The organism is Rhizobium leguminosarum (assembly GCF_001679785.1).
In the GTDB taxonomy this organism is placed as follows: Bacteria; Pseudomonadota; Alphaproteobacteria; order Rhizobiales; family Rhizobiaceae; genus Rhizobium; species Rhizobium leguminosarum_R.
In genome coordinates this window covers 15,198-39,848 of the sequence record NZ_CP016291.1, presented here as the reverse complement: position 1 = coordinate 39,848, position 24,651 = coordinate 15,198, and the positions used below count along the sequence as shown (strand labels likewise).

Annotated in this window: 22 protein-coding genes; 16 read left to right on the top strand and 6 right to left on the bottom strand. The window is 64.2% G+C overall.

From position 1 onward, the window contains the following. Nucleotides 1-4 precede the first annotated feature (4 nt). The 9 genes from BA011_RS37235 (at nucleotide 5) to BA011_RS46215 (ending at nucleotide 9,399) form a co-directional block, all read left to right on the top strand. Nucleotides 5-1,138: an ABC transporter permease gene (locus tag BA011_RS37235; RefSeq protein ID WP_065284498.1), complete on the top strand. Its 1,134-nt coding sequence runs from the start codon at nucleotides 5-7 to the stop codon at nucleotides 1,136-1,138. Further along, nucleotides 1,113-2,177 (top strand): ABC transporter ATP-binding protein, encoded by a 1,065-nt coding sequence (locus BA011_RS37230; RefSeq protein ID WP_186806638.1) that lies wholly within the window; start codon nucleotides 1,113-1,115, stop codon nucleotides 2,175-2,177. The genes BA011_RS37235 and BA011_RS37230 overlap by 26 nt, the downstream gene beginning before the upstream one ends. Further along, entirely contained in the window at nucleotides 2,177-3,235 is a 1,059-nt protein-coding gene (locus BA011_RS37225) for an ABC transporter ATP-binding protein (RefSeq protein WP_186806637.1), read from the top strand. The genes BA011_RS37230 and BA011_RS37225 overlap by 1 nt, the downstream gene beginning before the upstream one ends. Further along, complete coding sequence (locus tag BA011_RS37220; RefSeq protein WP_065284495.1) at nucleotides 3,235-4,068, top strand: 5-deoxy-glucuronate isomerase; 834 nt, start codon at nucleotides 3,235-3,237, stop codon at nucleotides 4,066-4,068. Before BA011_RS37225 ends, BA011_RS37220 begins: the two co-directional genes overlap by 1 nt. Before the next feature lie 68 nt (nucleotides 4,069-4,136). Next, nucleotides 4,137-5,999, top strand: coding sequence for a GH39 family glycosyl hydrolase (locus BA011_RS37215; RefSeq protein WP_065284494.1), 1,863 nt, complete (start codon nucleotides 4,137-4,139; stop codon nucleotides 5,997-5,999). 29 nt (nucleotides 6,000-6,028) lie between these two features. Further along, the gene (locus BA011_RS37210; protein WP_065284493.1) at nucleotides 6,029-6,847 is read left to right on the top strand and encodes a sugar phosphate isomerase/epimerase family protein; all 819 of its coding nucleotides are present in this window, start codon (nucleotides 6,029-6,031) and stop codon (nucleotides 6,845-6,847) included. A 4-nt stretch (nucleotides 6,848-6,851) separates the two neighbouring features. Continuing rightward, the gene (locus tag BA011_RS37205) at nucleotides 6,852-7,859 is read left to right on the top strand and encodes a hydroxyacid dehydrogenase (RefSeq protein WP_065284492.1); all 1,008 of its coding nucleotides are present in this window, start codon (nucleotides 6,852-6,854) and stop codon (nucleotides 7,857-7,859) included. Next, complete coding sequence (locus BA011_RS37200; protein WP_065284491.1) at nucleotides 7,856-9,277, top strand: mandelate racemase; 1,422 nt, start codon at nucleotides 7,856-7,858, stop codon at nucleotides 9,275-9,277. Before BA011_RS37205 ends, BA011_RS37200 begins: the two co-directional genes overlap by 4 nt. Further along, on the top strand, nucleotides 9,274-9,399 hold the full coding sequence (locus BA011_RS46215; RefSeq protein WP_257785334.1) for a hypothetical protein: 126 nt from the start codon (nucleotides 9,274-9,276) through the stop codon (nucleotides 9,397-9,399). The genes BA011_RS37200 and BA011_RS46215 overlap by 4 nt, the downstream gene beginning before the upstream one ends. Before the next feature lie 25 nt (nucleotides 9,400-9,424). Here BA011_RS46215 and BA011_RS37195 read toward each other — a convergent pair whose 3' ends face one another. The 6 genes from BA011_RS37195 to BA011_RS37170 are packed head-to-tail and all read right to left on the bottom strand — an operon-like array spanning nucleotide 9,425 to nucleotide 16,465. Then, nucleotides 9,425-10,261, bottom strand: coding sequence for an HpcH/HpaI aldolase/citrate lyase family protein (locus tag BA011_RS37195; protein ID WP_065284490.1), 837 nt, complete (start codon nucleotides 10,259-10,261; stop codon nucleotides 9,425-9,427). After that, nucleotides 10,258-10,710: a MaoC family dehydratase gene (locus BA011_RS37190; RefSeq protein ID WP_065284489.1), complete on the bottom strand. Its 453-nt coding sequence runs from the start codon at nucleotides 10,708-10,710 to the stop codon at nucleotides 10,258-10,260. The genes BA011_RS37195 and BA011_RS37190 overlap by 4 nt, the downstream gene beginning before the upstream one ends. Then, complete coding sequence (locus BA011_RS37185; protein ID WP_065284488.1) at nucleotides 10,710-12,575, bottom strand: acetyl/propionyl/methylcrotonyl-CoA carboxylase subunit alpha; 1,866 nt, start codon at nucleotides 12,573-12,575, stop codon at nucleotides 10,710-10,712. The genes BA011_RS37190 and BA011_RS37185 overlap by 1 nt, the downstream gene beginning before the upstream one ends. 8 nt (nucleotides 12,576-12,583) lie before the next feature. After that, nucleotides 12,584-14,194: a carboxyl transferase domain-containing protein gene (locus BA011_RS37180; protein WP_065284487.1), complete on the bottom strand. Its 1,611-nt coding sequence runs from the start codon at nucleotides 14,192-14,194 to the stop codon at nucleotides 12,584-12,586. Continuing rightward, nucleotides 14,191-15,336, bottom strand: coding sequence for an isovaleryl-CoA dehydrogenase (locus tag BA011_RS37175; protein ID WP_065284486.1), 1,146 nt, complete (start codon nucleotides 15,334-15,336; stop codon nucleotides 14,191-14,193). Before BA011_RS37175 ends, BA011_RS37180 begins: the two co-directional genes overlap by 4 nt. A gap of 43 nt (nucleotides 15,337-15,379) precedes the next feature. Continuing rightward, entirely contained in the window at nucleotides 15,380-16,465 is a 1,086-nt protein-coding gene (locus BA011_RS37170) for an AraC family transcriptional regulator (RefSeq protein ID WP_065284485.1), read from the bottom strand. A gap of 81 nt (nucleotides 16,466-16,546) precedes the next feature. Here BA011_RS37170 and BA011_RS37165 point away from each other — a divergent pair, with 81 nt between their 5' ends. The 7 genes from BA011_RS37165 to lpdA all read left to right on the top strand — a co-directional run bounded on the left by BA011_RS37165 (nucleotide 16,547) and on the right by lpdA (nucleotide 24,637). Next, nucleotides 16,547-17,314, top strand: coding sequence for a 3-hydroxyacyl-CoA dehydrogenase (locus BA011_RS37165; protein ID WP_065284484.1), 768 nt, complete (start codon nucleotides 16,547-16,549; stop codon nucleotides 17,312-17,314). A gap of 23 nt (nucleotides 17,315-17,337) precedes the next feature. Further along, nucleotides 17,338-18,546, top strand: a complete 1,209-nt coding sequence (locus BA011_RS37160) for an acetyl-CoA C-acyltransferase (protein WP_065284483.1) — start codon at nucleotides 17,338-17,340, stop codon at nucleotides 18,544-18,546. Further along, complete coding sequence (locus BA011_RS37155) at nucleotides 18,543-19,670, top strand: acyl-CoA dehydrogenase family protein (protein ID WP_065284482.1); 1,128 nt, start codon at nucleotides 18,543-18,545, stop codon at nucleotides 19,668-19,670. Before BA011_RS37160 ends, BA011_RS37155 begins: the two co-directional genes overlap by 4 nt. A 65-nt stretch (nucleotides 19,671-19,735) precedes the next feature. Next, nucleotides 19,736-20,968 (top strand): thiamine pyrophosphate-dependent enzyme, encoded by a 1,233-nt coding sequence (locus BA011_RS37150; protein ID WP_065284481.1) that lies wholly within the window; start codon nucleotides 19,736-19,738, stop codon nucleotides 20,966-20,968. 1 nt (nucleotide 20,969) lies between these two features. Beyond that, entirely contained in the window at nucleotides 20,970-21,983 is a 1,014-nt protein-coding gene (locus BA011_RS37145) for an alpha-ketoacid dehydrogenase subunit beta (protein WP_065284480.1), read from the top strand. Between the two features lie 3 nt (nucleotides 21,984-21,986). Beyond that, nucleotides 21,987-23,234: a dihydrolipoamide acetyltransferase family protein gene (locus tag BA011_RS37140; protein ID WP_065284479.1), complete on the top strand. Its 1,248-nt coding sequence runs from the start codon at nucleotides 21,987-21,989 to the stop codon at nucleotides 23,232-23,234. A 5-nt stretch (nucleotides 23,235-23,239) separates the two neighbouring features. After that, nucleotides 23,240-24,637 carry a dihydrolipoyl dehydrogenase gene (gene lpdA / locus BA011_RS37135; protein ID WP_065284478.1) on the top strand — a complete coding sequence of 466 codons (1,398 nt, stop codon included), beginning with the start codon at nucleotides 23,240-23,242 and terminating at the stop codon, nucleotides 24,635-24,637. Nucleotides 24,638-24,651 lie beyond the last annotated feature (14 nt).

Sequence of the window (24,651 nt, the reverse complement as noted above, 5' to 3'; positions counted from 1 at the left end):
ATCAATGACCGATCAAGCCATCGCGCTATCACCTGAACTGATCCAGAATTCCGACGCGGTCGCCGGGCAGTGGAAGCTCATCTGGCGCCGCTTCCGTCGCCATCGGCTGGCGCTGGCGGCAGGCGTGGTCATCTTTTTGATCTACCTAGTCGCCCTGTTTGCCGAGGTTCTCGCCCCGGTTTCGTCGCAGACCTACGATTCCCGCTATACCTATGCGCCGCCGCAACAGATCAAGTTCGCCGGCTACGACGCGGCCGGACAGTTTCATCCGCTCTACGTCAACGGTTATTCGATGAAAGTTGACCCGATCGCGCTCAGCCGCAATTACGTGCCCGATCCGGCCGTCGTCATCCCCCTCGGCTTCTTCGTCAAGGGCGAACCCTACCGGCTCTGGGGGCTGTTCGATTTCGACCGGCACCTGATCGGCCCGATCGAGATGGGCAAACCATTCTACCTGTTCGGCGCCGACCGCCTCGGTCGCGACGTCTTCAGCCGGACGGTCCACGGCACTCGCGTTTCGATGTCCGTGGGGCTGATCGGGGTGGCAATCAGCCTCATCCTCGGCATCATCCTGGGCGGCATTTCAGGGCTCTACGGCGGCTGGGTGGACGATGTCATCCAGCGTTCCATCGAGCTCATCAACTCTATCCCGACCATCCCGCTGTGGATGGGCCTTGCGGCCGCCGTCCCGATCAGCGCCGATCCGATCCTGGTCTATCTCTGGATCACCATCATCCTGTCGCTGATCGGCTGGACCGACCTAGCGCGGGTGGTGCGCGGCCGCTTCCTGTCGCTCAAGACGGAAGACTTCGTGATCGCCGCCCGTCTCGACGGCTGTTCGCAGATGCGCATCATCTGGCGGCACATGGTGCCGTCCTTCATGAGCCACATCATCGCCTCGGTGACGCTCGCCATCCCGACGATGATCCTCGCAGAAACCGCGCTCTCCTTCCTCGGCATCGGCCTGCGCCCGCCGGTGGTGAGTTGGGGCGTGCTGCTTCAGGAGGCGCAGAACATTCTCGCGGTCTCGAGCGCGCCTTGGCTGTTTCTTCCGGGCCTCGCGGTGATCGTCACCGTGCTCGCCCTCAATTTCCTCGGTGATGGATTACGCGATGCTGCAGATCCCTATGAATACTGATCCCAATTTTGCCGCTGCCGGCGGCCGGCACGGGGAGCGCGACCCGCTGATCGAGGTCGTTGATCTCAGGACCCATTTCTTTGGGGGTGCGGGCACCATCAAGGCGGTCGACGGCGTCTCCTTTTCCATTCCGCGCGGCAAGACGGTCTGCGTCGTCGGCGAATCCGGTTCGGGCAAGAGCATCACCGGCCGCTCGATCCTCAACCAGGTTCCGCGGGGAGGGCGGATCGTCTCGGGGGCAATCCGCTACCGGCCGGATCCGGCAGCACCCTCCGTCGACCTGGCGGCGCTCGATTCGCGCGGCCATGACATGCGGGCAATCCGCGGCGCCCAGATCGGCCTGATCAGCCAAGAGCCGATGGCGGCCCTTTCCCCCGTTCATACGATCGGCAACCAGATGGTCGAGGTGATCCGCTTGCATCTGAAGATGGGAAAGAAGGAGGCGCGCGAACACGCCATAGAGACGTTGGCTCTGGTCGGCATCCCGCGGCCAGCCGAGCGTATGGAAAACTATGCCTTCCAGTTTTCCGGCGGCATGCGCCAGCGCGTCTGCATCGCCTTGGCGCTCGCCTGCCGCCCCAAGCTGCTGATCGCCGACGAACCGACGACGGCGCTCGATGTGACCACCCAGGCTAATATCCTCGATCTGCTCGCCTCGCTGCAGGCCGAATTCGGGCTCTCGGTGCTGTTTGTGACCCATGATCTCGGTGTGGTGGCCGAAATCGCCGACGAGGTCGTCGTCATGTATGTCGGCCGGGTCGTGGAGGCAGGCAATGTCGACACGATCTTCCACGCACCTGTTCATCCCTACACCAAAGCGCTGCTGCAATCGGTGCCGCGCATGCATGGGCAACCCACCGAACGGCTGGCGATCATAGATGGCATGGTGCCCTCGCGTTTCAACCGGCCCCAGGGCTGCGGCTTTCATCCCCGATGCAAAGAGGCAAGGGCGGGCCTGTGCGACCAAAAGGATCCGCAGCCCGTCTCCATCGGCGACGGGCATGTCGCCAGCTGTCTGCTTTACGAAGGAAGACAATGATGGCCGATCCCATGACACAGCCAAGCCCGCTGCTCGAACTGAACGATCTCCGGATGCATTTCCCCATTCGCAAGGGCGCCTTCCGGCGTGTGGTCGGACACGTCAAGGCGGTCGACGGCGTCTCGCTTCGCGTCCAGGATGGCGAAACACTCGGCATCGTCGGGGAGTCCGGTTGCGGCAAGTCCACGCTTGCGCGCACGGTGCTGCGCATCTATCAGCCGACGAGCGGCGAAATCCGCTATCGCAGCCGCAGTGGCGGCACCGTCGATCTCGCGGCGTTGTCGGGTTCTGCCCTCGACGAAATCCATCGCGACCTGCGCATCGTGTTTCAGGATCCGCAATCTTCGCTCAATCCGCGCCTTCCGGTCATCGACATCATCGGCGAGGTGCTCGGTGTCAACGGCATCGCCAAGGGCCGCGAGCTCGAGCACCGGGTCGCCGACCTCATGCAGAGCGTCGGCCTGCGGCCCGAATACATGCACCGCTATCCCCATGCGTTCTCCGGCGGCGAACGCCAGCGCATCGGCATTGCCCGGGCGCTGGCCTCCAATCCGCGCCTGGTAATCGCCGATGAGGCCGTTTCGGCGCTCGATGTCAGCGTGCAGGCACAAACCATCAACCTGCTGCAGGACCTGCAGGAACAGTTCGGCCTGACCTATCTCTTCGTCGCTCACGACCTCTCGGTCGTCCGGCACATCTCGGACAATATCGCCGTCATGTATGTCGGCCGGGTGGTCGAAAAGGCGCCGACGGAGCAGATCTTCTCGCGCCCGCTCCACCCCTACACCGAAGCGCTGCTCTCGGCCGTGCCGATCGCCGATCCGAGGATGCGCCGCCACGGCCAGCGCATCCGGCTGGCGGGCGAGGTCGCCGATCCCGCCCATCCGCCTCCCGGCTGCGCATTTCATCCGCGCTGTCGCTACGCCACTGAGCTTTGCAAGCAGGAGGTCCCGGGCTTACGCACCGTCACGGACGATGGGCATGCAGTGGCCTGTCATTACGCCGAATCCCTGACGCTTAATCCCTTTGCCGACCGTATCGTTCCGGAGTTCAATTGATGCCCGAATTCATTCCACGCTCCGAGCAGCATCCCATCGTGGATACCTCCTCCACGACGCTCGATCTCATCTACTTCGATCTCGTCACGCTCGCCTCCAACGAGCAGGACATCCGGCGGCTGCCCGCGCACGAAAGCCTCTACGTTGTGCTGTCGGGTCAGGTGGATATCGAGGTCGATGACATCATGTTCGAAGCGGTGGGCCGGCGAGCCGATATCTGGGGAGGCGATGCGGACTCGGTTTACGCGCCCGTCGGCGCCAATGTCCGGATATCGGCTCGTGGCGCGGCTGCGGAAGTCGCCATCGCCGGCGGCCTCTGCGACACGCGCTACGCCCCGTTTCGCATCACGCCGGATGAGGTCGACGCGGTCAATGTCGGCTCTCCGGACACCCATAGCCAGCGGCGGATCGTCCATCTGCTCGGCCAACGGCAGAACGGGCGCTGCGGCAACCTGCTGGTGAGCGAACTCTATGCCGGCGAAGGCTGCTGGTCCGGCTATCCCCCGCACAAGCACGATACCGAAGACGGCGATGTCGAGACCCGGCACGAAGAACTCTATCACTACCGCTTCCAGCCCGAGACCGGTTTCGGCAGCCAGATCACCTATGACGACGACGGTCCGGTCAAGATCCTCATGACCCGCAACGGCGACACTGTCCTGGTCGACCGGGGTTACCACCCGACTGTCACCTCGCCGGGGCACCGGGGCTATATCTTTACCATTCTCGTCGGCAAGCATCGCCGGGGGCTGATCCAGCGCTTCGATCCCGCCCATCAGCATCTAACCAAGACCATCCCCGGCATCGACGCGATGCGCGACAAGTTCAAATAATCCGGCGCTTGGCCTCGTGCGCCGGCATTGCGGCGCACTGCCAAAATTCCGCCCAAGGAGAGACGACCATGCGTGAACGTACGCGAATAAACGTTGATGCCAGTGAAGCGGTACGCCCGTTCAACCGGTTCTGGCGCGGCACCGGCTTTTCGCCGGCCGAGCTGCTGCTCGAGCCCGAGATGCGGCAGATGCTTGCTTATATCGGCGGCCTGCCGAATGAGGGCATCCGGTTCCTGCGGGTGCATTATCTCTACAATCTGCTGAGTGCGAGGGGCGGCGGCTATGACTGGTCGCTGCTCGACAGCGCGCTCGACGTGATGATCGAACACCGCCTGAAGCCGTTCTTCGAGCTGATGGGCAACCCGTCGGGTCTGTTCACCGATTATGAGGACATGGATCAGGTCAAGCGCTGGCGGGATCTCGTAACAGTGACGGTCGACCGTTATGGCGCGCGTTACGGCATGGATGAATTGCGCACATGGTATTTCGAAACGACGAACGAGGCCGATTCCGGCTGGTGGACCTACGGGATCAAGGGCTACACCAACTATTATGACGCCTGCGTCGCGGGGCTCGATGCCATCGATCCCAACCTGGCGATGGGCGGGCCCGGCACCGCCCGCACGCTGTCGCCGATCTTTCGCGCCCTGATGGCCCATTGCGACAGCGGCACGAGTTGCCTGACCGGCGATGGCCCGCCGCGCATCGACTACATCTCGATCCATGAAAAGGGCGTCAACGGCAGCAAGGAAGACCTGACCCCGAAAACCAACGCCATCGTCGACCGCACGTTGCTCGTCGTCGACTATCTCAAGGAGCATCACCCGCGCCTCGCGGGCCTGCCCATCATCAACGACGAATGCGATCCGCAGCTCGGCTGGAGCGATCATCATAGCTGGCACGGCAAAGCCTATTATGCCGGGATCATCGCCCGCATCATCGAACAGCACGACCGGCGCATCATCGCCCCGAAAGCGGCGAATTTCACCTTCCTCAGCAATGACCACGCCTTTATCGGCGGCTGGAGCCAGCGCACGATCTTTGCCTATTTCGGCTCGCGCAATTTCACCAAGGCGCAGTGGGAGCACGAGACCAATCTGGATATGCTGGTCACGGATGTCGATAGGGCGCCGCCCTTCGACATCATCAAGAAGCCTGGCCTCACATCGATGGAACTGCTGGCAACGCTTGGCGATACCGTTTGCAAAGTGACGGCCGAACCGCCGCTTGCTCCCGACCAGGATGGCTTGGCGATCCTGCCGACGCGGCTGCCGGGCGGCGGTGTTTCCATCAGCCTCATCCATAGCGTCGATGCCATCAACCGTTCGGGCCGGACCGCCGTCCGTCTCGAGGTGAGCGGTTTGGTTCCCGGCCGCCACGCGCTTTGCCTGCTGCGCATCGACGAGGAATTCACCAATCCGATGGAGGTCTGGGAAGCCCAGCGCGACGAAAGCAACCCGCGTGGGCTCTTCGAGCCGGTCGGCGCACCGCCCGCACCGACCGAAGCGCAGTTTGCCGAAATGCGCCGGGCGCAGGAGCCCGCCTTGCTGCATCCGATCAGCGTCGTCGAGTGCGATGACGGCCGGACCAGTGTCGACCTCGATGTGCCATTGCCGTCGCTGACGCAGGTGCTTGTCGTTCCCGATATCGGCGCGCCGCCGGCTGCACCGACCGGCCTTGTCGTCGAACGCTACCTTGGTCTTGGCGGTCGGGAGGAGCGCATGCTGTTCTGGGCTGCCGGCGATGCCGGGCCGGCCATCTTCTATGATGTCCTGGTCAGCACCGATGGCGGGACTTTTGAAAAGGTCAGTCCGGCGCCGCTGATCTCGACGGCATTTCTGCACATGTCGCCGCCGGAGGGCGTGCGTTATGCGGTGCGCGCCCGCGATGCATTCGGCCGCCGCAGCGAGCTTTGTGTCTCCCGCTCATGAACAATGCCCTTCTGCCTGGGATCTGATCGATGGATATCGCCTATTTCACCAAGACCCTGGAGGGCCTGTCGCTCGAGAAGGCGGCCGGGATCACTGCCGGTTTGGGATTCGACTGCGCTGATCTTCTTATTCGTGACGGTCACGCCGTTTCCCCTGACAGGTCGGAGGAAATCGTCAATGCGGTAAAACTCTTTGCCGTGGCCGGCCTGCGCACCCCGATGGCGACCATCGATTCCACCCGGCCCGACGATGCCGCATCCCGGCTTCTCGGTTGTTGCGGCGAGGCCGGCATCGGGCAGGTCCGGCTTGGCTTCTGGCGCTACGACCCGTCGCAGCGCTGGCAGGCCCAGGTCGACGAGGCGCGGCGCGATCTCGACGGCTTCGAGCGCCTGGCCGAACGCTTCGGCATCAAGCTGACGATCCAGCTTCACGGCGGCACCCTGCACAGCTCGGGCGCGCTGGCGGTGCGATTGCTGGCCGGTCGTGATCCCATCAGGATAGGCGCCTATCCCGATCCGGCCAATCAGATCATTCGCGAGGGGAGCGAGGACTGGCGTCTGACGCTTGATATTCTCGATCCGTGGTTCTGCTGCATGGGCGTCAAGAATAGCGGTTGGTCGCCCGGCGCTTACGGACCGCACGGCCTGCGCGCCTGGCATTCGGACTGGTACGGGCTCGACGAAGGCATGGTGCCGTGGAACGAAATCGTCCCGCATCTGGTGGCCACAGGCTTTACCGGCGTGGTCTCGATGCATTCCCAATACCGCGTCTCCCGAGAGCAGGCGCTCGACAAGGTCCGCGCTGATCTTGCCCATCTCAGGCGCCTGGTCGCCGCAGCGAAAGAGTAGAACCATGATTGAACAAGCTCCCGTTATCGCCGTACTGCTGACCGAAAAGACCCGCCGGATGATGCTGGACGATGTGGCGATTGCCCAGTTGAACGCCCTTGGCGAGGTGCGTTGGCCGACCGGTGCCGCAATCGACGCTGCCGATGTCGACCAGCTGCTGCAGGGCGCTGTCGCGTGCCTCACCGGATGGGGCACGCCGCCCTTCGATCCCGCCGCGCGCCAACGCCATCCGCAACTCGCCCTCGTCGCCCATTCGGCAGGCAGCGTCCGAACACTCGTTCCCGCCCGTCTGTTCGACGATGGCCTTCGCGTCACCCATGCCGCCTCGAAAATTGCCGCCTCGGTTGCCGAGTTCGTCGTCGCCGAAGCGCTGCTCGCCATGCGCGGCATTCATCGGCTGCATCATCAATTGCGCAGCGGCGGTGAATGGCTCGACGTCCGCGCAGCCGTGCCACAGAGATTGCTGGGCGCCAGAACGGTTGGCATCGTCGGCGCCGGATATGTGGGCCGGGCGGTCATGCGCCTTCTCGTTCCCTTCGGCTGCGGCGTACTGGTTGTAGATCCGTTTCTCCACGATAGCGAGGCTGCTGCGCTCGGCGTTTTCAGAGCCGGGCTGAACGATATGCTGGCCCAGGCAGACGTGGTCTCTCTGCATGCGCCCTTCCTGCCCGAAACGCGCCGCATGATCGGTGCCCGCGAACTGGCGCTATTGCGCCCCGGTACGCTGGTCATCAACACGGCGCGCGCGGAGCTGGTCGACGAGGCGGCGCTGCTCGCCGAGATCCGCTCCGGCCGCATCGAGGCGGCTCTCGACGTCTTTGACCACGAGCCGCTGCCTCCGTTCCGCGATCCCGCACTGGCCAATGTCACCATTTCGCCGCACGCCGCGGGTCACACCGAAGAGGCGCATCTCGCCCAAGGGCAGGCCATGGTGGATGAGATCGGCCGGCTGCTTCGCCGCGAACCGCTCCACCACGAAGTGTCCCGTGCCATGCTCGACCGGATGGCATGACCATGGACAGAAGCATTGGAGGCTCCGTGACGGCGCCACGCATCAGAATCATCGAGATCGACGCTTTCGAGCGCGATGTCAGGCTGCGCCTGCCGTTCCGCTTTGGTGCGGCAACTCTCGAAAAGGCGCCGCAAGCCTTCCTCAGGGTCCGTGTCGAGGATGAAGAGGGGCGAACCGCCCTTGGTGCGGCCGCCGAGATGATGGTGCCGAAATGGTTCGACAAAAGTCCGGCCTTCACGCCGGCGCAAAATGTCGATCAGTTGCGCACCTCGATCCGTACCGCTGCGGCTGCTGCGCTCGAACCGTCTGCGCCGGCGACATTGTTTGCCGCTGCCCAACGGAACGAGGCGGAATCCGTAAGACGGCTGCCTGGAAATCCATTGGCCGCCTGTTTCGGCCCTTCCCTCATCGCCCGCGCCGTGCTCGATGCCTATTGCCGTCTTGCCGGCATTTCCTTCTTCGAGGCGGTGCGGGACAATCTCGTCGGCATCGGCGGCCCCATGCTGCCCGGCGATATCGATGCGGACGCCGCCTCAGCGATGCTTGCCAGCCTTCGTCCTGCCGGCTCGATCTCGGCCCGGCATACGATCGGGCTTGTCGATCCGATCAGCGAGGGCGATATCGCTCATCCCGCCGGCGACGGCCTGCCGGAAAGCCTCGAGGCGGTGATAACACGCTATGGCAACCGCTGGTTCAAGATCAAGCTATCAGGCACGATCGATGCCGATATCGACCGCCTGACGCGGATCGCCGCCGTGCTGGACCGCCTGCCCGACTATCGGGTGACGGTCGACGGCAACGAACAGTTTGGCGCCGCCGAACAGCTCGCCGCCTTGCTGGCGCAAATCGAGGCGACGCCCCGGCTAGCCCGGTTGCGTGCGGCCATTGCCTTTGTCGAACAGCCGTTCTCGCGCGCGATCACCATGGAAACGCCGCTGGGGGATCTGGCGGCGCAATTGCCCTTCCTGATCGATGAGAGCGACGACGGCGATGGCGCCTTCGCCGGCGCCAGGCGGCTTGGTTATACCGGCGTCTCCTCGAAAACCTGCAAGGGCATCTACCGTTCACTCATGAAGGCGATCCGCATCAGAACCGGAACCGTGCCGGGACTGTTCCTCTCGGGCGAGGATCTGACCTGCCAGGCGGGGCTTGCCGTGCAGCAGGATCTGGCGCTGGTCTCGCTGCTCGGCCTCTCCCATGTCGAGCGCAACGGCCATCACTATGTGGCCGGCATGCAGGGTGCGCCGCAGGCGGAGAAGGCGCGCTTTGCCGCGGCCCATCCCGATCTCTACGAGCAGGGTGCCAACGGACCGCTGCTGTCGATCCGCGATGGCCGGATCGCCATCGGCTCGCTCGGGGCGGTCGGCTACGCGAGCGGCGCCTTGCCCGATTTCGAAGCCATGACGCCAATGTCATGACGCCTGACCCCACCGTGCAACAGGTCGCCAAAGACTATGTGGACCTTTATGTCGCGGTCGGTGCCGGCTACCTCACAGGACAAGGGCCTGTCGCCTCCGAACGAGCGGCGAAGTCGGGATGACGGCGGCCATCGGGCGGCTTCCTCGCTATCGCCCAGTGAGGTCCAGGATGCGCATCGCGAGCTTGAGATGCGGCAGGTCCAGCATGCGCCCGTCAAGCTGGACGGCGCCCGCGTCGGGCGTGGCGGCGAAGGCGGCAGCGACTTTCTCGGCCCAGGCGATCTCGGAAGGATCCGGCGTGAAGGCGTGATTGATCACTTCGACCTGGCTCGGATGGATGGCCATCATGCCGGAAAAGCCGTCGCGCCGGGCGCGGCCGACATAGGCCCTGAGACCGTTGAGATCGCGGAAATCGGGATAGACGGTGTCGATTGCCGGAACGGCGGCAGCATGGGCGCCAAACAGCACCAGCGAGCGGGCAAGCTCGTAAGGCGGGGTATAACGGCCGTCCGTCCTCCGCGCGGTCGTGGCCCCCATGGCGGCGGGCAAATCCTCCGCACCCCATGTCAGGCCGCAAAGGCTGGTCGAGACATCCCGATAGCTGCCGATCTCGAAGATCGCGCATGGCGTTTCGGTTGCGATCGGCAAGATGGGAATTACAGATACAAGAGAGCCTGCGAGCTTCAGCACCGAGGCGGCACCCTCGGCTTTCGGCAGCACGATCGCGAAAGGATGAAGGCCGCTCAAAGCGGCAAGGTCGTCTTCGAATTCTGGCGAGGCGAGGGGATTGATGCGGATAAGGAGAGGGGTCTCGCCGGCATGATGCAAGACGAACTCGTGCACGCTCTCGCGCGCTTTCGGCTTGTTTAGGGGCGCAACCGAATCTTCCAGGTCGAGAATGACAGCATCGGCGCCCGAGGCGAGCGCTTTTTCGAAACGCTCCGGCCGGTCACCGGGCGCAAAGAGCAGCGAGCGCAACCTCATGACGGCTTCACCTTCAGCATTGCCGTGCGCAGGCACTGGCAGACGATCTCGCCGCGCTGGTTCAGGGTGATATGCCGGAAGGTGACGATGCCGGCATCGGGGCGGGAGTTCGAGCGACGCAGCTCCATCGCCTCAGTTTCCACCCGCAGCGTATCGCCGATGAAGACCGGCTTCGGCATCGTCACTTTGTCATAGCCGAGATTGGCGACGAGCGTGCCGAGCGTCGTGTCGCCGACCGAAATGCCGACGGTGAGGGCAAAGGTGAAGGTGCCGTTGACGACGATCCGGCCGAATTCGGTGCCGGCCGCATAGTCGGCATCGAGATGCAGCGGCTGCGGATTGTGGGAAAGCGTCGTGAAGAGCAGGTTATCGGTCTCGGTGACCGTGCGGCGGAGGTCGTGGGCGATGCGGTCGCCGACCGTCCATTCGTCGAAATAACGGCCGGCCATCAAACCTCCTCCTTCACAATGCTGACGACCAGCTGGTTTTCCGAGACCCTGATCCCCGAGGAAACCTGCAGTTTTTCGACGATGCCGTCGAAGGGCGCACGCAGAGAATGTTCCATTTTCATCGCTTCGACCGTCAGCAGGCGGTCCCCCTTGGCGACACGATCGCCTTCGGCCACATCCACCGAAATGACGAGGCCGGGCATGGGAGAAAGGATCGCACCATCGCCGGCACCCTGACTTGCCTCGACTTCGCTAGCGACGGGCAGGCTGATCGGCCAGGCATTGCCGGCGTCGAAAAGCACCGTGGTTTCACCTGATGTGACGGTATTGGCCTCAAGCTCCGGGCGTGATTGCCCCCAATGGAGGTGATCGCCGATCCGGATGCGCACCCTCCTGTCATCCGCGCCGGCGATGCGGAACCCGGCAAGCGCGGACCAGGGATCACCATCCTTTTTTCTTGAAAGTAACGTGGCCGCGGTGTCGATCGCGATTTCGCTCGGCTCCGTCGCCACCAGGCTATCGCCATGGCGGTCGAGAAAGCCGGTATCGATCCGAGCTGCGCGAAAATCCGGATCGACGGCGATGCGGGCGAGAAGGCCGGCATTGGATCTGACCGGCCAGACCTCGATGGCGGCGCAGGCGGCTGCGAGCTTCGAAAGTGCCGCCTCGCGGTTCGGCCCGTGGGCGACGATCTTGGCAATCATCGGGTCATAGAAGGCGGTGATTTCATCCCCTTGCTCGACGCCGCTATCGACGCGGATTGTGTCAGGCAGGCGCAGATGTTCGAGCCGGCCGGTCGAGGGCAGATAGCCGGCGGCAGGATTTTCGGCATAGAGCCGGGCTTCGAAGGCCCAGCCGTTCATGGCGATCTCGTCCTGCACTTTCGGCAGCGGTTCGCCGCCAGCGACCTTCAGCTGCCAGAGCACCAGATCCTCGCCAGTAATTGCCTCGGTGACCGGGTGTTCCACCTGCAGGCGGGTGTTCATTTCCATGAACCAGATGCGATCCGGATGCAGGCCCCCGGAGGCATCGGCGATGAATTCAATGGTGCCGGCGCCGACATAATTCACCGCTCTTGCGGCTTTCACCGCCGCATCGCAGATCAATGCCCGGGTAGCGGCATCGAGGCCGGGGGCAGGGGCTTCCTCGATGACCTTCTGGTGACGGCGCTGCAGCGAACAATCGCGTTCGAAGAGATGAACGTAGTTGCCGAGCGTATCGGCGAAAACCTGCACCTCGATATGACGCGGATTGGCGATATAGCGTTCGATCAGAACACGGTCGTCGCCGAAGGAAGCGGCCGCCTCACGGCGGCAGGAGGCGAGAAGTTCGGCGAAATCCTGCGGGCGATCGACGCGGCGCATGCCCTTGCCGCCGCCACCGGCGACCGCCTTGATGAGCACGGGATAACCGATGTTTTTCGCCTCGGCCGTCAGCCTCTCTTCGCTCTGGTCCGCGCCGATATAGCCGGGGGTCACGGGCACGCCTGATGCCTGCATCAATTCCTTCGCCGCGTCCTTGAGCCCCATCGCCCGGATGGCAGCCGGGGGTGCACCGACCCAGAGGATGCCGGCCTTTTCCACCGCTTCGGCAAATCCGGCATTTTCCGAAAGGAATCCGTAGCCCGGGTGGATCGCCGCAGCGCCGGTTTTCCGGGCGGCATCGAGGATGCGGGTCTGAGAGAGATAGCTTTCGCGGGCCGGCGAGGGGCCGATGGCGATCGCCTCGTCCGCCTCCCTGACGAAGGGCAGGCCGGCATCGGCTTCGGAATAGACGGCGATGGTGCGGATGCCGAGCATCTTGGCCGTGCGGATGATGCGGCGGGCGATTTCGCCCCTGTTGGCAATGAGAAGGCTTTCCATCATACCGCGCCTCACATCCTGAACAGGCCGAAGCGCGGCCCTTTCGGGATCGGCGCATTCAGGCAGGCGGAAAAGGCAAGGCCCAGCACATCCCGCGTCTGGCGCGGATCGATGATGCCGTCGTCCCAGAGGCGGGCGGTGGCATAATAGGGATTGCCCTCGGCCTCGTAGCCGGCGCGGATCGGCGCCTTAAAGGCTTCCTCCTCTTCAATAGGCCAATTCTCACCGCGCGCCTCCATGGCGTCCCGGCGGATCGTGGCGAGCACCGAGGCCGCCTGTTCGCCGCCCATCACGCTGATGCGGCTGTTCGGCCAAGTGAAGAGAAAGCGCGGGCGATAGGCGCGGCCGCACATGCCGTAATTGCCGGCGCCGAAGCTGCCGCCGATGATGACGGTGACCTTCGGCACTGTGGCGGTTGCCACCGCCGTCACCAGCTTTGCCCCATCCTTGGCGATGCCGCCGGCCTCATAGCGGCCGCCGACCATGAAGCCGGAGATATTCTGCAGAAACAGCAAAGGTATGCGGCGCTGGCAGGCGAGCTCGATGAAATGCGCGCCCTTCAGTGCGCTTTCGGAAAACAGCACGCCGTTATTGGCGATGACGGCAACGGGCATGCCCCAGATGCGGGCGAAGCCGCAGACCAGTGTGGTGCCGTAGAGTGGCTTGAACTCATGCAGTTCCGAGCCATCGACGATCCGGCCGATGACCTCGCGCACATCATAGGGCGAGCGCACATCCTCCGGGATCAGGCCGCAGAGATCCTCGGGATCGAGTTTCGGCGGCCGTGGCTTCTGCAGGTCGATATCAATGGCCTTCACGCTGTTGAGAGTGGCTGCGATATCACGCACGAGCAGCAGCGCATGTTCGTCGTTTTCGGCCACATGATCGACGACGCCGGAGCGGCGGCCATGGGTTTCGGCGCCGCCGAGCTCTTCGGCTGAAATGATCTCGCCGGTCGCGGCCTTCACCAGCGGCGGGCCGGCGAGGAAGATCGTGCCCTGATTGCGCACGATGACCGTCTCGTCCGACATGGCGGGCACATAGGCGCCGCCGGCGGTACAGCTTCCCATCACGCAGGCGATCTGTGGGATTCCCTCGGCCGACATCTGGGCCTGATTGTAGAAGATCGCGCCGAAATGATCGCGGTCGGGAAAGACCTCGGCCTGATGCGGAAGATTGGCGCCGCCGCTATCGACGAGGTAGATGCAGGGCAGGCGGTTCTGCAGGGCGATCTCCTGCGCCCGCAGATGTTTCCTCACCGTCATTGGGAAATAGGCGCCGCCCTTCACCGTCGCGTCATTGGCGACGATCATTACCTCGCGGCCGGAAACGCGGCCGATGCCTGATATGATGCCGGCGCCGGGGGCCTCGTCATCATACATGCCGTTGGCGGCCAGCGTGCCGATCTCCAGGAACGGGCTGCCGGCATCGATGAGCAGCTGGATGCGATCGCGCGGCAGGAGCTTGCCCTTGCCGGTATGGCGCTCGCGCGCCGTTTGTGATCCGCCCTCGCGCGCTTTCGCCGAACGATCGAGGAGTTCGTCGATCAGGGCTTTATTCTTGCTGGCATTGGCCTTGAAGCTGTCGCTGTCGCGATCGATCGCAGTCGAAATCACCGTCATGATGCGATGAGCTCCCGGCCGATCAGGTAGCGGCGGATCTCATTGGTGCCGGCGCCGATATCGTAAAGCTTGGCGTCGCGCAAAAAGCGTTCGACCGGCCATTCCTTGGTATAGCCGGCGCCACCGAGCGCCTGGATCGCCTCCAGCGACACTTTCACGGCGTTCTCGCTGGCGAAAAGGATCGCAGCAGCAGCATCCGTGCGCGTCGCGCGGCCGGCATCGCAGGCGCGGGCGACGGAATAGACATAGGCGCGCGCCGAATTCAGCGCCACATACATGTCGGCGATCTTGCCCTGCATCAGCTGGAAATCGCCGATCGCTTTGCCGAATTGCTTGCGATCACGCACATAGGGCAGCACGACATCGAGGCAGGCTTGCATGATGCCGAGCGGCCCGCCGGCGAGCACGGCGCGCTCATAATCGAGGCCGGACATCAGGATCTTCACGCCTTCTCCCTCCCGGCCCATCAGCGCCTCGGCCGGCACCGCGCAATCCTCGAAGACCAGTTCGGCCGTGTCGCTGCCGCGCATGCCGAGTTTGGAAAGCTTCTTGGAGACGCTGAAGCCGGGCAGGCCTTTCTCGATGATCAAGGCGGAAATGCCTTTCGGGCCGGCTGCGGGATCGGTCTTGGCATAGACGACAAGCGCGTCGGCATGCGGCGCGTTAGTGATCCAGAACTTGGTGCCGTTCAGAATATAGCGATCGCCTTTTTTCTCGGCACGCAACCGCATGGAGACGACATCGGAACCGGAGCCGACCTCCGACATGGCGAGCGCGCCGACATGTTCGCCGGAGATCAGCTTCGGCAGGTGGCGGCGCTTTTGTTCCGGCGAGGCCCAGCGGCGGATCTGGTTGACGCAGAGATTGGAATGGGCGCCGTAACTGAGCCCCACGGAGGCCGAGGCGCGCGAAACCTCTTCCATGGCGACGACATGATCAAGATAACCAAGACCGGCGCCGCCGAATTCTTCTTCGACGGTGATTCCGTGCAGGCCGAGCGCACCCATCTCGGGCCAGAGCTGGCGTGGAAACGTGTTGCTTTCGTCGATCTCCGCAGCCAGCGGAGCAATATGATCGGCGGCAAACCGCGCCGTCGTTTCACGGATCGCGTCCGCGGTTTCGCCGAGCGAAAAATCAAACATGGCACTCCTCCCGCTGAAATATGTAGCGCGGGTTGCGGCAGGGTCAAAGTGCCCTTGATTGGGATGGCTCATCCAATTGCGAGAGAGCTTCCTCCCTGCGAAAAGTTTCGGGACTCTTATCCATCCATTTCCGGAAGGCCCGGAAGAATGCGCTCGGTTCGGAATAGCCGAGCTGCACGGCAATCTCGCCGATGGTCTTCGGCGTGTTCAGCAGCAGTTCGACGGCGAGATCCCGGCGGATGTCGTCCTTGATGGCGGCATAACTTTGTCCCTCGTCGTGCAGGCGGTGGCGGAGCGTGGAGGGGGGCATGCGCATATCGGCGGCAAGCTTGGTGAAGCTCGACCAGGCAGCCGGTGTGGCCTGGCTCAGGCGGCGGCGGACGGCGGCGGCGACGCCGGCATCATAGCGGTAGCGCACCAGAATATTGGCGGGTGCGCCGCGCAGGAACTGTTTGAGCGCCTGTTCGCTGCGCGCCACCGGCAGGTCGAGCAAGGCGCTGTCGAAGCCGAGGCGGCTGATGACTTGCGAGAAACGCACCGGGGCGCCGAAGAAGAGCCGGTAGTCGGCCCCTTGTTTGGGTTCCGCGCAGCGGAAATCGACGAGCCGGATCGGAATGCGCCGGCCGACCAGCCAGCAGATGATGCCGTGCAGGATGATCCAGTAGGTGCGGTAGGCGAAGGCCGAACGCGGGCCGCCGGCGTCGCTGAGTTCGATCTCGGCCAGACCGTCGCGGATGACGAGCCGTCCCCGGGGGTCGTCGAGCACGACATCGAGGAAACGCAGTGCCCGGCGGAGCGCATGACCCAGCGTCGGCGCATGCAGCACAGAGTGGCAGAGCAGCGTGAAGCTGCCGCTGCGCATCGGTCGGCCCCCCATGCCGAAGAATTCATCGTCGAGCTCGGCGGCGATCGCCAGCCAGAGCGCGCCATAGGTCTCTGCCGAAACCGGCTGATCGACTGGGGATGCCAGGCCGACGCGGGCAAGAATCGGCGCCGTCGGCTTGCCGAGCCGCCGCAGGCTGTCGAGTGCCTCCTCCACGAAGCCCGGCGCAATCATCCGTCGATCGATTTCGGCCATTGCACCCTCTCTATGGCAAAACTGTCCGAAATAATGGAGCAGTTCTGTCATCGCTTGCAATAGGCCGACGGAATAGAATCCCTCATTCGGCTGAGCCTGGAGGAGGCTTGGCCGGCAGGGAGGAACAGATCCATGCTGATCCGAGGTGCAAGTTTCATCGTGACCGGCGGCGGTTCCGGCCTCGGCGCGGCGACGGCGCGCATTCTTGTGGAGGCGGGCGGACGGGTGACCATCGCCGATCTCAACGCGGAAGCCGGTCAGCAAATCGTCCGGGAATTCGGAAGCGATGCCCGTTTCGTCAAGGCCGACGTGACCGATGGCGAGGAGGGGGCGGCGGTGGTTGCCGCTGCCGTCGAAGCCTTCGGCGGCCTGCGCGGATTGGTGAATTGTGCGGGCGTGGCGCCGGCCGAAAAGGTGATCGGCCGCGACGGACCGCACCGGCTGGAGAGTTTTGCGCGCACGGTCGGCATCAATCTCATCGGCACGTTCAACATGATCCGGCTTGCCGCCGCAGCGATCCAGAATACCGAGCCGGATGCCGAAGGCGAACGCGGCGTCATCGTCAATACAGCCTCGGTTGCCGCCTTTGATGGCCAGATCGGCCAGGCAGCCTATGCCGCCTCCAAGGGCGGGGTGGCGGCGATGACCTTGCCGATCGCCCGCGAGCTTGCCCGTCACGGCATTCGCGTCGTGTCGATCGCGCCCGGCATTTTTGAGACGCCGATGATGGCCGATATGCCGGCCGAGGTTCAGGCGGCACTTGGCAAGAGCGTGCCCTTTCCGCCGCGGCTCGGCCGTCCGGCGGAATTTGCCGGGCTGGTGCGTCACATCTTTGAAAACAACATGCTGAACGGCGAGGTCATCCGCCTCGACGGCGCATTGCGGATGGGCGCGCGCTGAGCGCGTTGCCCAGAGGAGGAAACATGACCTTGCAGGACCCCATCGTTATCGTCGGTGCGGCGCGCACCCCGATCGGCAGCTTTCAGGGAGAGCTGAAGGAGGCGACGGCGCCGGAACTCGGAGCAACGGCGATCCGCGCGGCGCTGCAGCGGAGCCGCGTCGAGGCCGAGGCGATCGAGGAGGTCGTCTTCGGCTGCGTGCTGCCGGCTGGGCAGGGGCAGGCGCCGGCGCGCCAGGCGGCGATCCATGCCGGCCTGCCCTTCGCGACCGCGGCCAGCACCGTCAACAAGATGTGCGGCTCGGGCATGAAGGCCGTGATGATGGCGCATGACCTGATCGCCGCAGGCAGCGCTTCGGTGGCGGTCGCGGGCGGCATGGAAAGCATGACGAATGCGCCCTATCTCCTTGACAAGGCCCGTGGCGGCTACAGGCTCGGCCATGGGCGGGTCGTGGATCACATGTTCCTCGACGGGCTGGAGGATGCTTATGACAAGGGGCGCTTGATGGGCAGCTTCGCGGAGGATTGCGCCGAGGCCTATCAGTTCACGCGCGAGGCGCAAGACAACTACGCGATCGCCTCGCTGACGCGGGCGCAGACGGCGATTGCCGAAGGCTGTTTCGACAGCGAGATCGCGCCGGTTACGATGAAATCGGGCAAAGCCGAGCAGGTGGCGAGCCGAGATGAACAACCCGGCAAGGCGAAGCTTGACAAGATCCCGACGCTGAAACCGGCCTTCCGCGAGGGCGGCACGGTGACCGCCGCCAATTCCAGCTCAATCTCCGATGGCGCGGCGGCCCTGGTGCTCATGCGCCGTTCCGAGGCGGAGCGCCGCGGCCTCAAGCCGCTGGCGACGATCCTCGGCCATGCCACGCATTCGCAGGCGCCCAATCTTTTTGCCACCGCGCCGATCGGCGCGCTGCAGAAGCTGTCCGATCGCACCGGTCTGTCGCTGTCGGAGGTCGATCTGTTTGAAATCAACGAGGCTTTCGCCGTCGTCGCCATGGCGGCGATGCGTGATCTCGACCTGCCGCATGAAAAAGTGAATGTGCATGGCGGCGCCTGCGCGCTCGGCCATCCGATCGGCGCCTCGGGCGCCCGGATTCTGGTGACGCTGCTTGCCGCACTGGAGCGATACGACCTGAGGCGCGGCATGGCCGCGCTCTGCATCGGCGGCGGCGAGGCAACCGCCGTCGCCATCGAGCGGCACGAGCGGGGAGGGCGGAACAGATGATCCTTTCCGACCTCCAGCAGCAGATCTCAGATCTCGCCCGCGACTTTGCCCGCGACCGGCTGGCGCCGGGGGCGGCCAAACGCGACCGGGAGCATCTCTTCCCGCGCGAGGAATTGAAGGAAATGGGCGAACTCGGGCTGCTCGGCATGCTGGTGCCGGAGGCCTATGGCGGGTCGGATACGGGTGTGATTGCCTATGCCGCGGCGCTGGAGGAGATTGCCGCCGGCGACGGGCCGTGTTCGACGATCATGAGCGTGCATAGTTCGGTCGGCTGCGTGCCGATCCTGAAATTCGGCACCGAGGAGCAGCGGCAGCGCTTCCTGCCGAAACTGGCCAGCGGCGAATGGATTGGCGGCTTTGCGCTGACCGAGTCGCAGGCCGGTTCCGATGCCTCCAACCTGAAGACGCGGGCGCGCCGCGACGGCGACGACTATGTGCTCGACGGTTCCAAGCAATTCATCACCTCGGGCAAGAACGGCCATGTCATCATCGTCTTTGCCGTGACCGATCCTGATGCCGGCAAGAAGGGCATTACCGCCTTCATCGTGCCGACGGATACGCCGGGCTATGAGGTGATCCGGGTCGAGGAAAAGCTCGGCCTGCATGCCTCCGATACCTGCCAGATCGCCTTCAACAGCATGCGCATTCCGTCCGAGCTGAGGCTCGGCGCGGAAGGCGAGGGCTATCGCATCGCGCTCGCCAATCTCGAGGGTGGGCGGATCGGCATTGCGGCGCAGGCCGTCGGCATGGCGCGGGCGGCCTTTGAGGCGGCGCGCGACTACGCCAGGGAGCGCACGGCCTTCGGCAAGCCGATCGTCGAGCACCAGGCCGTTGCCTTCCGCCTTGCCGATATGGCGGTGCGGATCGAGGCGGCGCGGCAGCTCGTTTTTCATGCCGCGTCCCTCAGAGAGGCCGGGCTGCCCTGCCTGTCGAAAGCCTCGATGGCGAAACTCTTTGCCTCCGAGATGGCCGAGCGCGTCTGTTCCGACGCGATCCAGATACATGGAGGTTATGGCTACATGGCCGATTATCCGGTCGAGCGCATCTATCGCGATGTGCGCATCTGCCAGATCTATGAAGGAACAAGCGACGTGCAGCGCATGGTCATTGCCCGCAATCTATAAGAACCACATCCGGCCCTGCTTCCGGAGGAGAGGAGCAAGGCCGGCAAAGGGAGGAAAGAAAAGATATGGTGGATTCCGCTCGTTTGAGCCTGCATGTCCCCGAACCCGCCGTTCGCCCGGGCGGTCAGCCCGATTTTTCCAACGTCAAGATTGCCAAGGCCGGTTCCGTGCCGCGGCCGGAGGTGGATGTCGCATCCGAAGATATCCGTGACCTCGCCTATTCCATCATCCGCGTTTTGAACCGCGAGGGCGAGGCGGTCGGTCCCTGGGCAGGGTCGCTCTCCGATGAGGCGTTGCTGACCGGGCTTCGCAACATGATGAAGCTGCGCGCCTTCGACGCCCGCATGCTGATGGCGCAGCGGCAGGGCAAGACCTCCTTCTACATGCAGCATCTCGGCGAGGAGGCTGTCAGCTGCGCCTTCCGCAAGGCGCTCGAGAAGGGAGACATGAATTTCCCGACCTATCGCCAGGCAGGCCTGCTGATTGCCGACGACTATCCGATGGTCGAGATGATGAACCAGATCTACTCGAACGAGAGCGATCCCCTGCGCGGCCGGCAACTGCCGATCATGTATTCCTCCAAGGAGCACGGCTTCTTCACCATCTCGGGCAATCTCGCCACCCAATATGTGCAGGCTGTCGGCTGGGCGATGGCTTCGGCGATCAAGAACGACAGCCGCATTGCCGCCGCCTGGATCGGCGACGGATCGACGGCGGAATCGGATTTCCACTCGGCGCTCGTTTTCGCCTCGACCTACAAGGCGCCGGTCATCCTCAACATCGTCAACAATCAGTGGGCGATCTCGACCTTCCAGGGCATTGCCCGCGGCGGCTCCGGCACCTTCGCGGCGCGCGGCCTCGGCTTCGGCATTCCGGCGCTGCGTGTCGACGGAAACGACTATCTCGCCGTCCATGCTGTCGCCTACTGGGCGGCCGAGCGCGCGCGGCGCAATCTCGGGCCGACGCTGATCGAATATGTGACCTATCGCGTCGGCGCGCATTCGACCTCCGACGATCCGAGCGCCTATCGGCCCAAGACGGAATCGGAGGCCTGGCCGCTAGGCGATCCCGTGCTGCGGCTGAAGAAACATCTGATCATCAAGGGCGCATGGTCGGAGGAACGGCATGTGCAGGCCGAAGCCGAAATCATGGACGAGGTGATCGAGGCGCAGCGCCAGGCAGAGGCGCATGGCACGCTGCATGCCGGCGGCAGGCCTTCGGTGCGCGACATTTTCGAGGGCGTCTATGCCGAGATGCCGCCGCATATCCGCCGCCAGCGGCAGAAGGCGGGGTACTGACATGGCCAGAATGACGATGATCGAGGCCGTGCGCAGCGCCATGGACGTGTCGATGGCACGTGACGACAATGTCGTCGTTTTCGGCGAGGATGTCGGTTATTTCGGCGGCGTCTTTCGCAGCACACAGGGCCTGCAGGCAAAATACGGCAGAACGCGCTGCTTCGATACGCCGATCAGCGAGTCCGGCATCGTCGGCACGGCGATCGGCATGGCCGCCTATGGGCTGAAACCCTGTGTCGAAATCCAGTTCGCCGATTACATGTATCCGGCCTATGACCAGCTGACGCAGGAGGCGGCGCGCATCCGCTACCGTTCCAACGGCGATTTCACCTGCCCGATCGTCGTGCGCATGCCGACCGGCGGCGGTATCTTCGGCGGCCAGACGCACAGCCAGAGCCCGGAGGCGCTTTTTACCCATGTCTGCGGGCTGAAAGTGATCGTGCCTTCCAATCCCTATGACGCCAAGGGCTTGCTGATCGCGGCGATCGAGGATCCCGACCCCGTCATGTTCCTGGAACCGAAGCGGCTCTACAACGGCCCCTTCGACGGCCATCACGAGCGGCCGGTGACGCCCTGGTCGAAACATGATCTCGGAGAGGTGCCCGATGGCCATTACACCATCCCGATCGGCAAGGCCGAAGTGCGGCGCGCGGGATCGGCAGTGACGGTCGTTGCCTACGGCACCATGGTGCATGTGGCGCTTGCCGCGGCCGAGGATGCCGGCATCGATGCCGAGGTGATCGATCTCAGAAGCCTGCTGCCGCTCGATCTGGATACAATCGTCAAGTCGGTCACCAAGACCGGGCGCTGCGTTGTCGTTCATGAGGCCACTTTAACGTCGGGCTTCGGCGCCGAGGTTGTGTCGCTGGTGCAGGAACATTGCTTCTATCATCTCGAAGCACCGGTCGTGCGCGTTGCCGGCTGGGACACGCCCTATCCGCATGCGCAGGAGTGGGACTATTTCCCCGGTCCCGGCCGTGTCGGGCGGGCGCTTGCCGAAGTCATGGAGGCCTGAGCCATGGGCGAATTCATCATCAAGATGCCGGATGTCGGGGAAGGGGTCGCCGAGGCCGAGATCGTAGAATGGCATGTGAAGACGGGAGATCCCGTCCGTGAGGACATCGTGATCGCCGCCGTCATGACCGACAAGGCCACCGTGGAAATTCCGTCTCCCGTCAGTGGCACCGTCACCTGGCTCGCAGGCGAGGTCGGAGACCGTATCGCGGTCAAGGCCCCGCTGGTGCGGATCGAGACGGCGGGAGATGTCGGCGAGGCTCAGCCCGTTGCGATTTCGCAGGCGCCGATTGTTGAGGCGATCAGGGCCGAAGTTGCAAAGCCTGCTCCGCCAGCGCCAGTGCCTGCGGCAGCGCCAGTTCCTGCGGCGGCGCCGGGGGAAAAGCCGCTTGCCGCTCCCTCGGTGCGGCTCTTCGCCAGGGAAAGCGGTGTCGATCTCAGGCAGGTGCAGGCGACCGGACTGGCCGGGCGCATCCTGCGCGAGGATATCGAGCAATTCCTGACCCATGGGACCGCGCCTGCAACGGCAAAGAACGGCTTTGCCAGGAAGACGGCGACCGATGAGATCAAGCTGACCGGCCTGCGCCGCCGCATCGCCGAGAAGATGGTGCTCTCCGCCTCGCGTATTCCCCACATCACCTATGTGGAGGAAGTGGATATGACCGCGCTCGAAGAGTTGCGCGCCACCATGAACGGCGACCGCAGGGAAGGTCATCCGAAGCTGACGGTTCTGCCCTTCCTGATGCGGGCGCTGGTCAAGGCCATTTCCGAGCAGCCTGACGTCAACGCCACTTTCGACGACGATGCCGGCATCATCACGCGCTACAGTGCCGTGCATATCGGCATCGCCACGCAGACGCCGGCCGGCCTGACCGTTCCGGTGGTGCGGCATGCCGAAGCCCGCGGCATCTGGGATTGCGCCGCCGAGATGAACCGGCTGGCGGAAGCGGCGCGATCGGGTACTGCGACACGCGATGAGCTTTCCGGCTCCACCATCACCATCAGTTCGCTCGGCGCGCTTGGCGGCATCGTCTCGACACCCATCATCAATCATCCTGAGGTGGCAATCGTCGGCGTCAACAAGATCGCCACACGACCGGTCTGGGACGGCACGCAGTTCGTGCCGCGCAAGATGATGAACCTCTCCTCCAGCTTCGATCATCGCATCATCGATGGCTGGGATGCGGCAAACTTCGTGCAGCGCATCCGCACGCTCATCGAAACGCCCGCGCTCATTTTTATCGAAAGCTGAGATCCATGAAAGAGATCGTCTGCAAGCTCCTCGTCATCGGCGCCGGTCCGGGCGGTTATGTCTGCGCTATCCGCGCCGGGCAGCTCGGCATCGATACCGTCATCGTCGAGGCCGGCAAGCCGGGCGGCACCTGCCTGACGGTCGGCTGCATTCCCTCCAAGGCGCTGATCCATGCGGCCGCGGAATTCGATGCGACGCAAAAGATGCTTGCCGGCAAAAACCCGATGGGCATCCGGGTCGAAGGCGCCTCGATCGATCTCGGCAGGACGATTGCCTGGAAGGACGGGATCGTCGGCCGGTTGACGAGCGGTGTTTCGGGGCTGCTGCAGAAGGCGCGGGTCAAGATCGTTCACGGCCGAGCCCATTTCCGCGACGGCAAGACGGTGGAGGTGGAGACGGAAACCGGCCAGCAGATCATCCGTGCCGAGGCCGTGGTGATCGCCACCGGTTCGGATCCGGTGGAGCTTTCGAACCTGCCTTTCGGCGGCCGCGTGATTTCCTCGACGGAGGCGCTGTCGCTGACGGAGCTGCCGAAAAAACTCGTCGTGGTCGGCGGCGGTTATATCGGGCTGGAGCTCGGGACCGCTTTTTCCAAAATGGGGTCTGATGTGACGGTCGTCGAGGCGACGCCGCAGGTGCTGCCGCAATATGATGCCGAACTGGTGCGGCCCGTCATGCGCAAGCTGACCGAAGGCGGTATCCGGGTGTTGACAGGCGCGAAGGCGATCGGCCTTGCCGACAACGGGGAGGCTCTGATCGTAGAAGCGGCTGATGGCCGGCGTGAGACCCTGCCGGCCGACCGCATCCTCGTCACCGTCGGCCGCCGTCCAAGAACCGCAGGATCCGGTCTCGAAGAGCTCGATCTCGATCGTGCCGGCCCTTATCTGAGGATCGACGACCGTTGCCGCACGTCCATGCGCGGCATCTATGCGATCGGCGATGTGACTGGCGAGCCGATGCTTGCCCATCGAGCCATGGCGCAAGGGGAGATGGTGGCGGAAATCATCGCCGGGAAGAAGCGCGCCTGGGACAAGCGATGCATTCCCGCCATCTGCTTCACCGATCCGGAGATCGTCAGCGCCGGCCTGTCGCCGGCCGACGCGAAGGCGCAAGGCTATGAAATTCGCACCGGCCAGTTTCCGTTCAGCGCCAACGGACGGGCGATGACGATGCTATCCGAAGAGGGTTTCGTGCGCGTCGTGGCCCGCGCCGATACCAACCTCGTGCTCGGCCTGCAGGCGGTAGGAGCCGGGGTCTCCGAGCTTTCGGCGGCTTTTGCGCTGGCGATCGAGATGGGTGCGCGTCTCGAAGATATCGCAGCCACCATCCACGCGCATCCGACCCGCAGCGAAGCGGTCATGGAGGCGGCGCTGAGAGCTTTGGGAAGCGCGCTGCATATCTGAGTTGAAGCCGACCG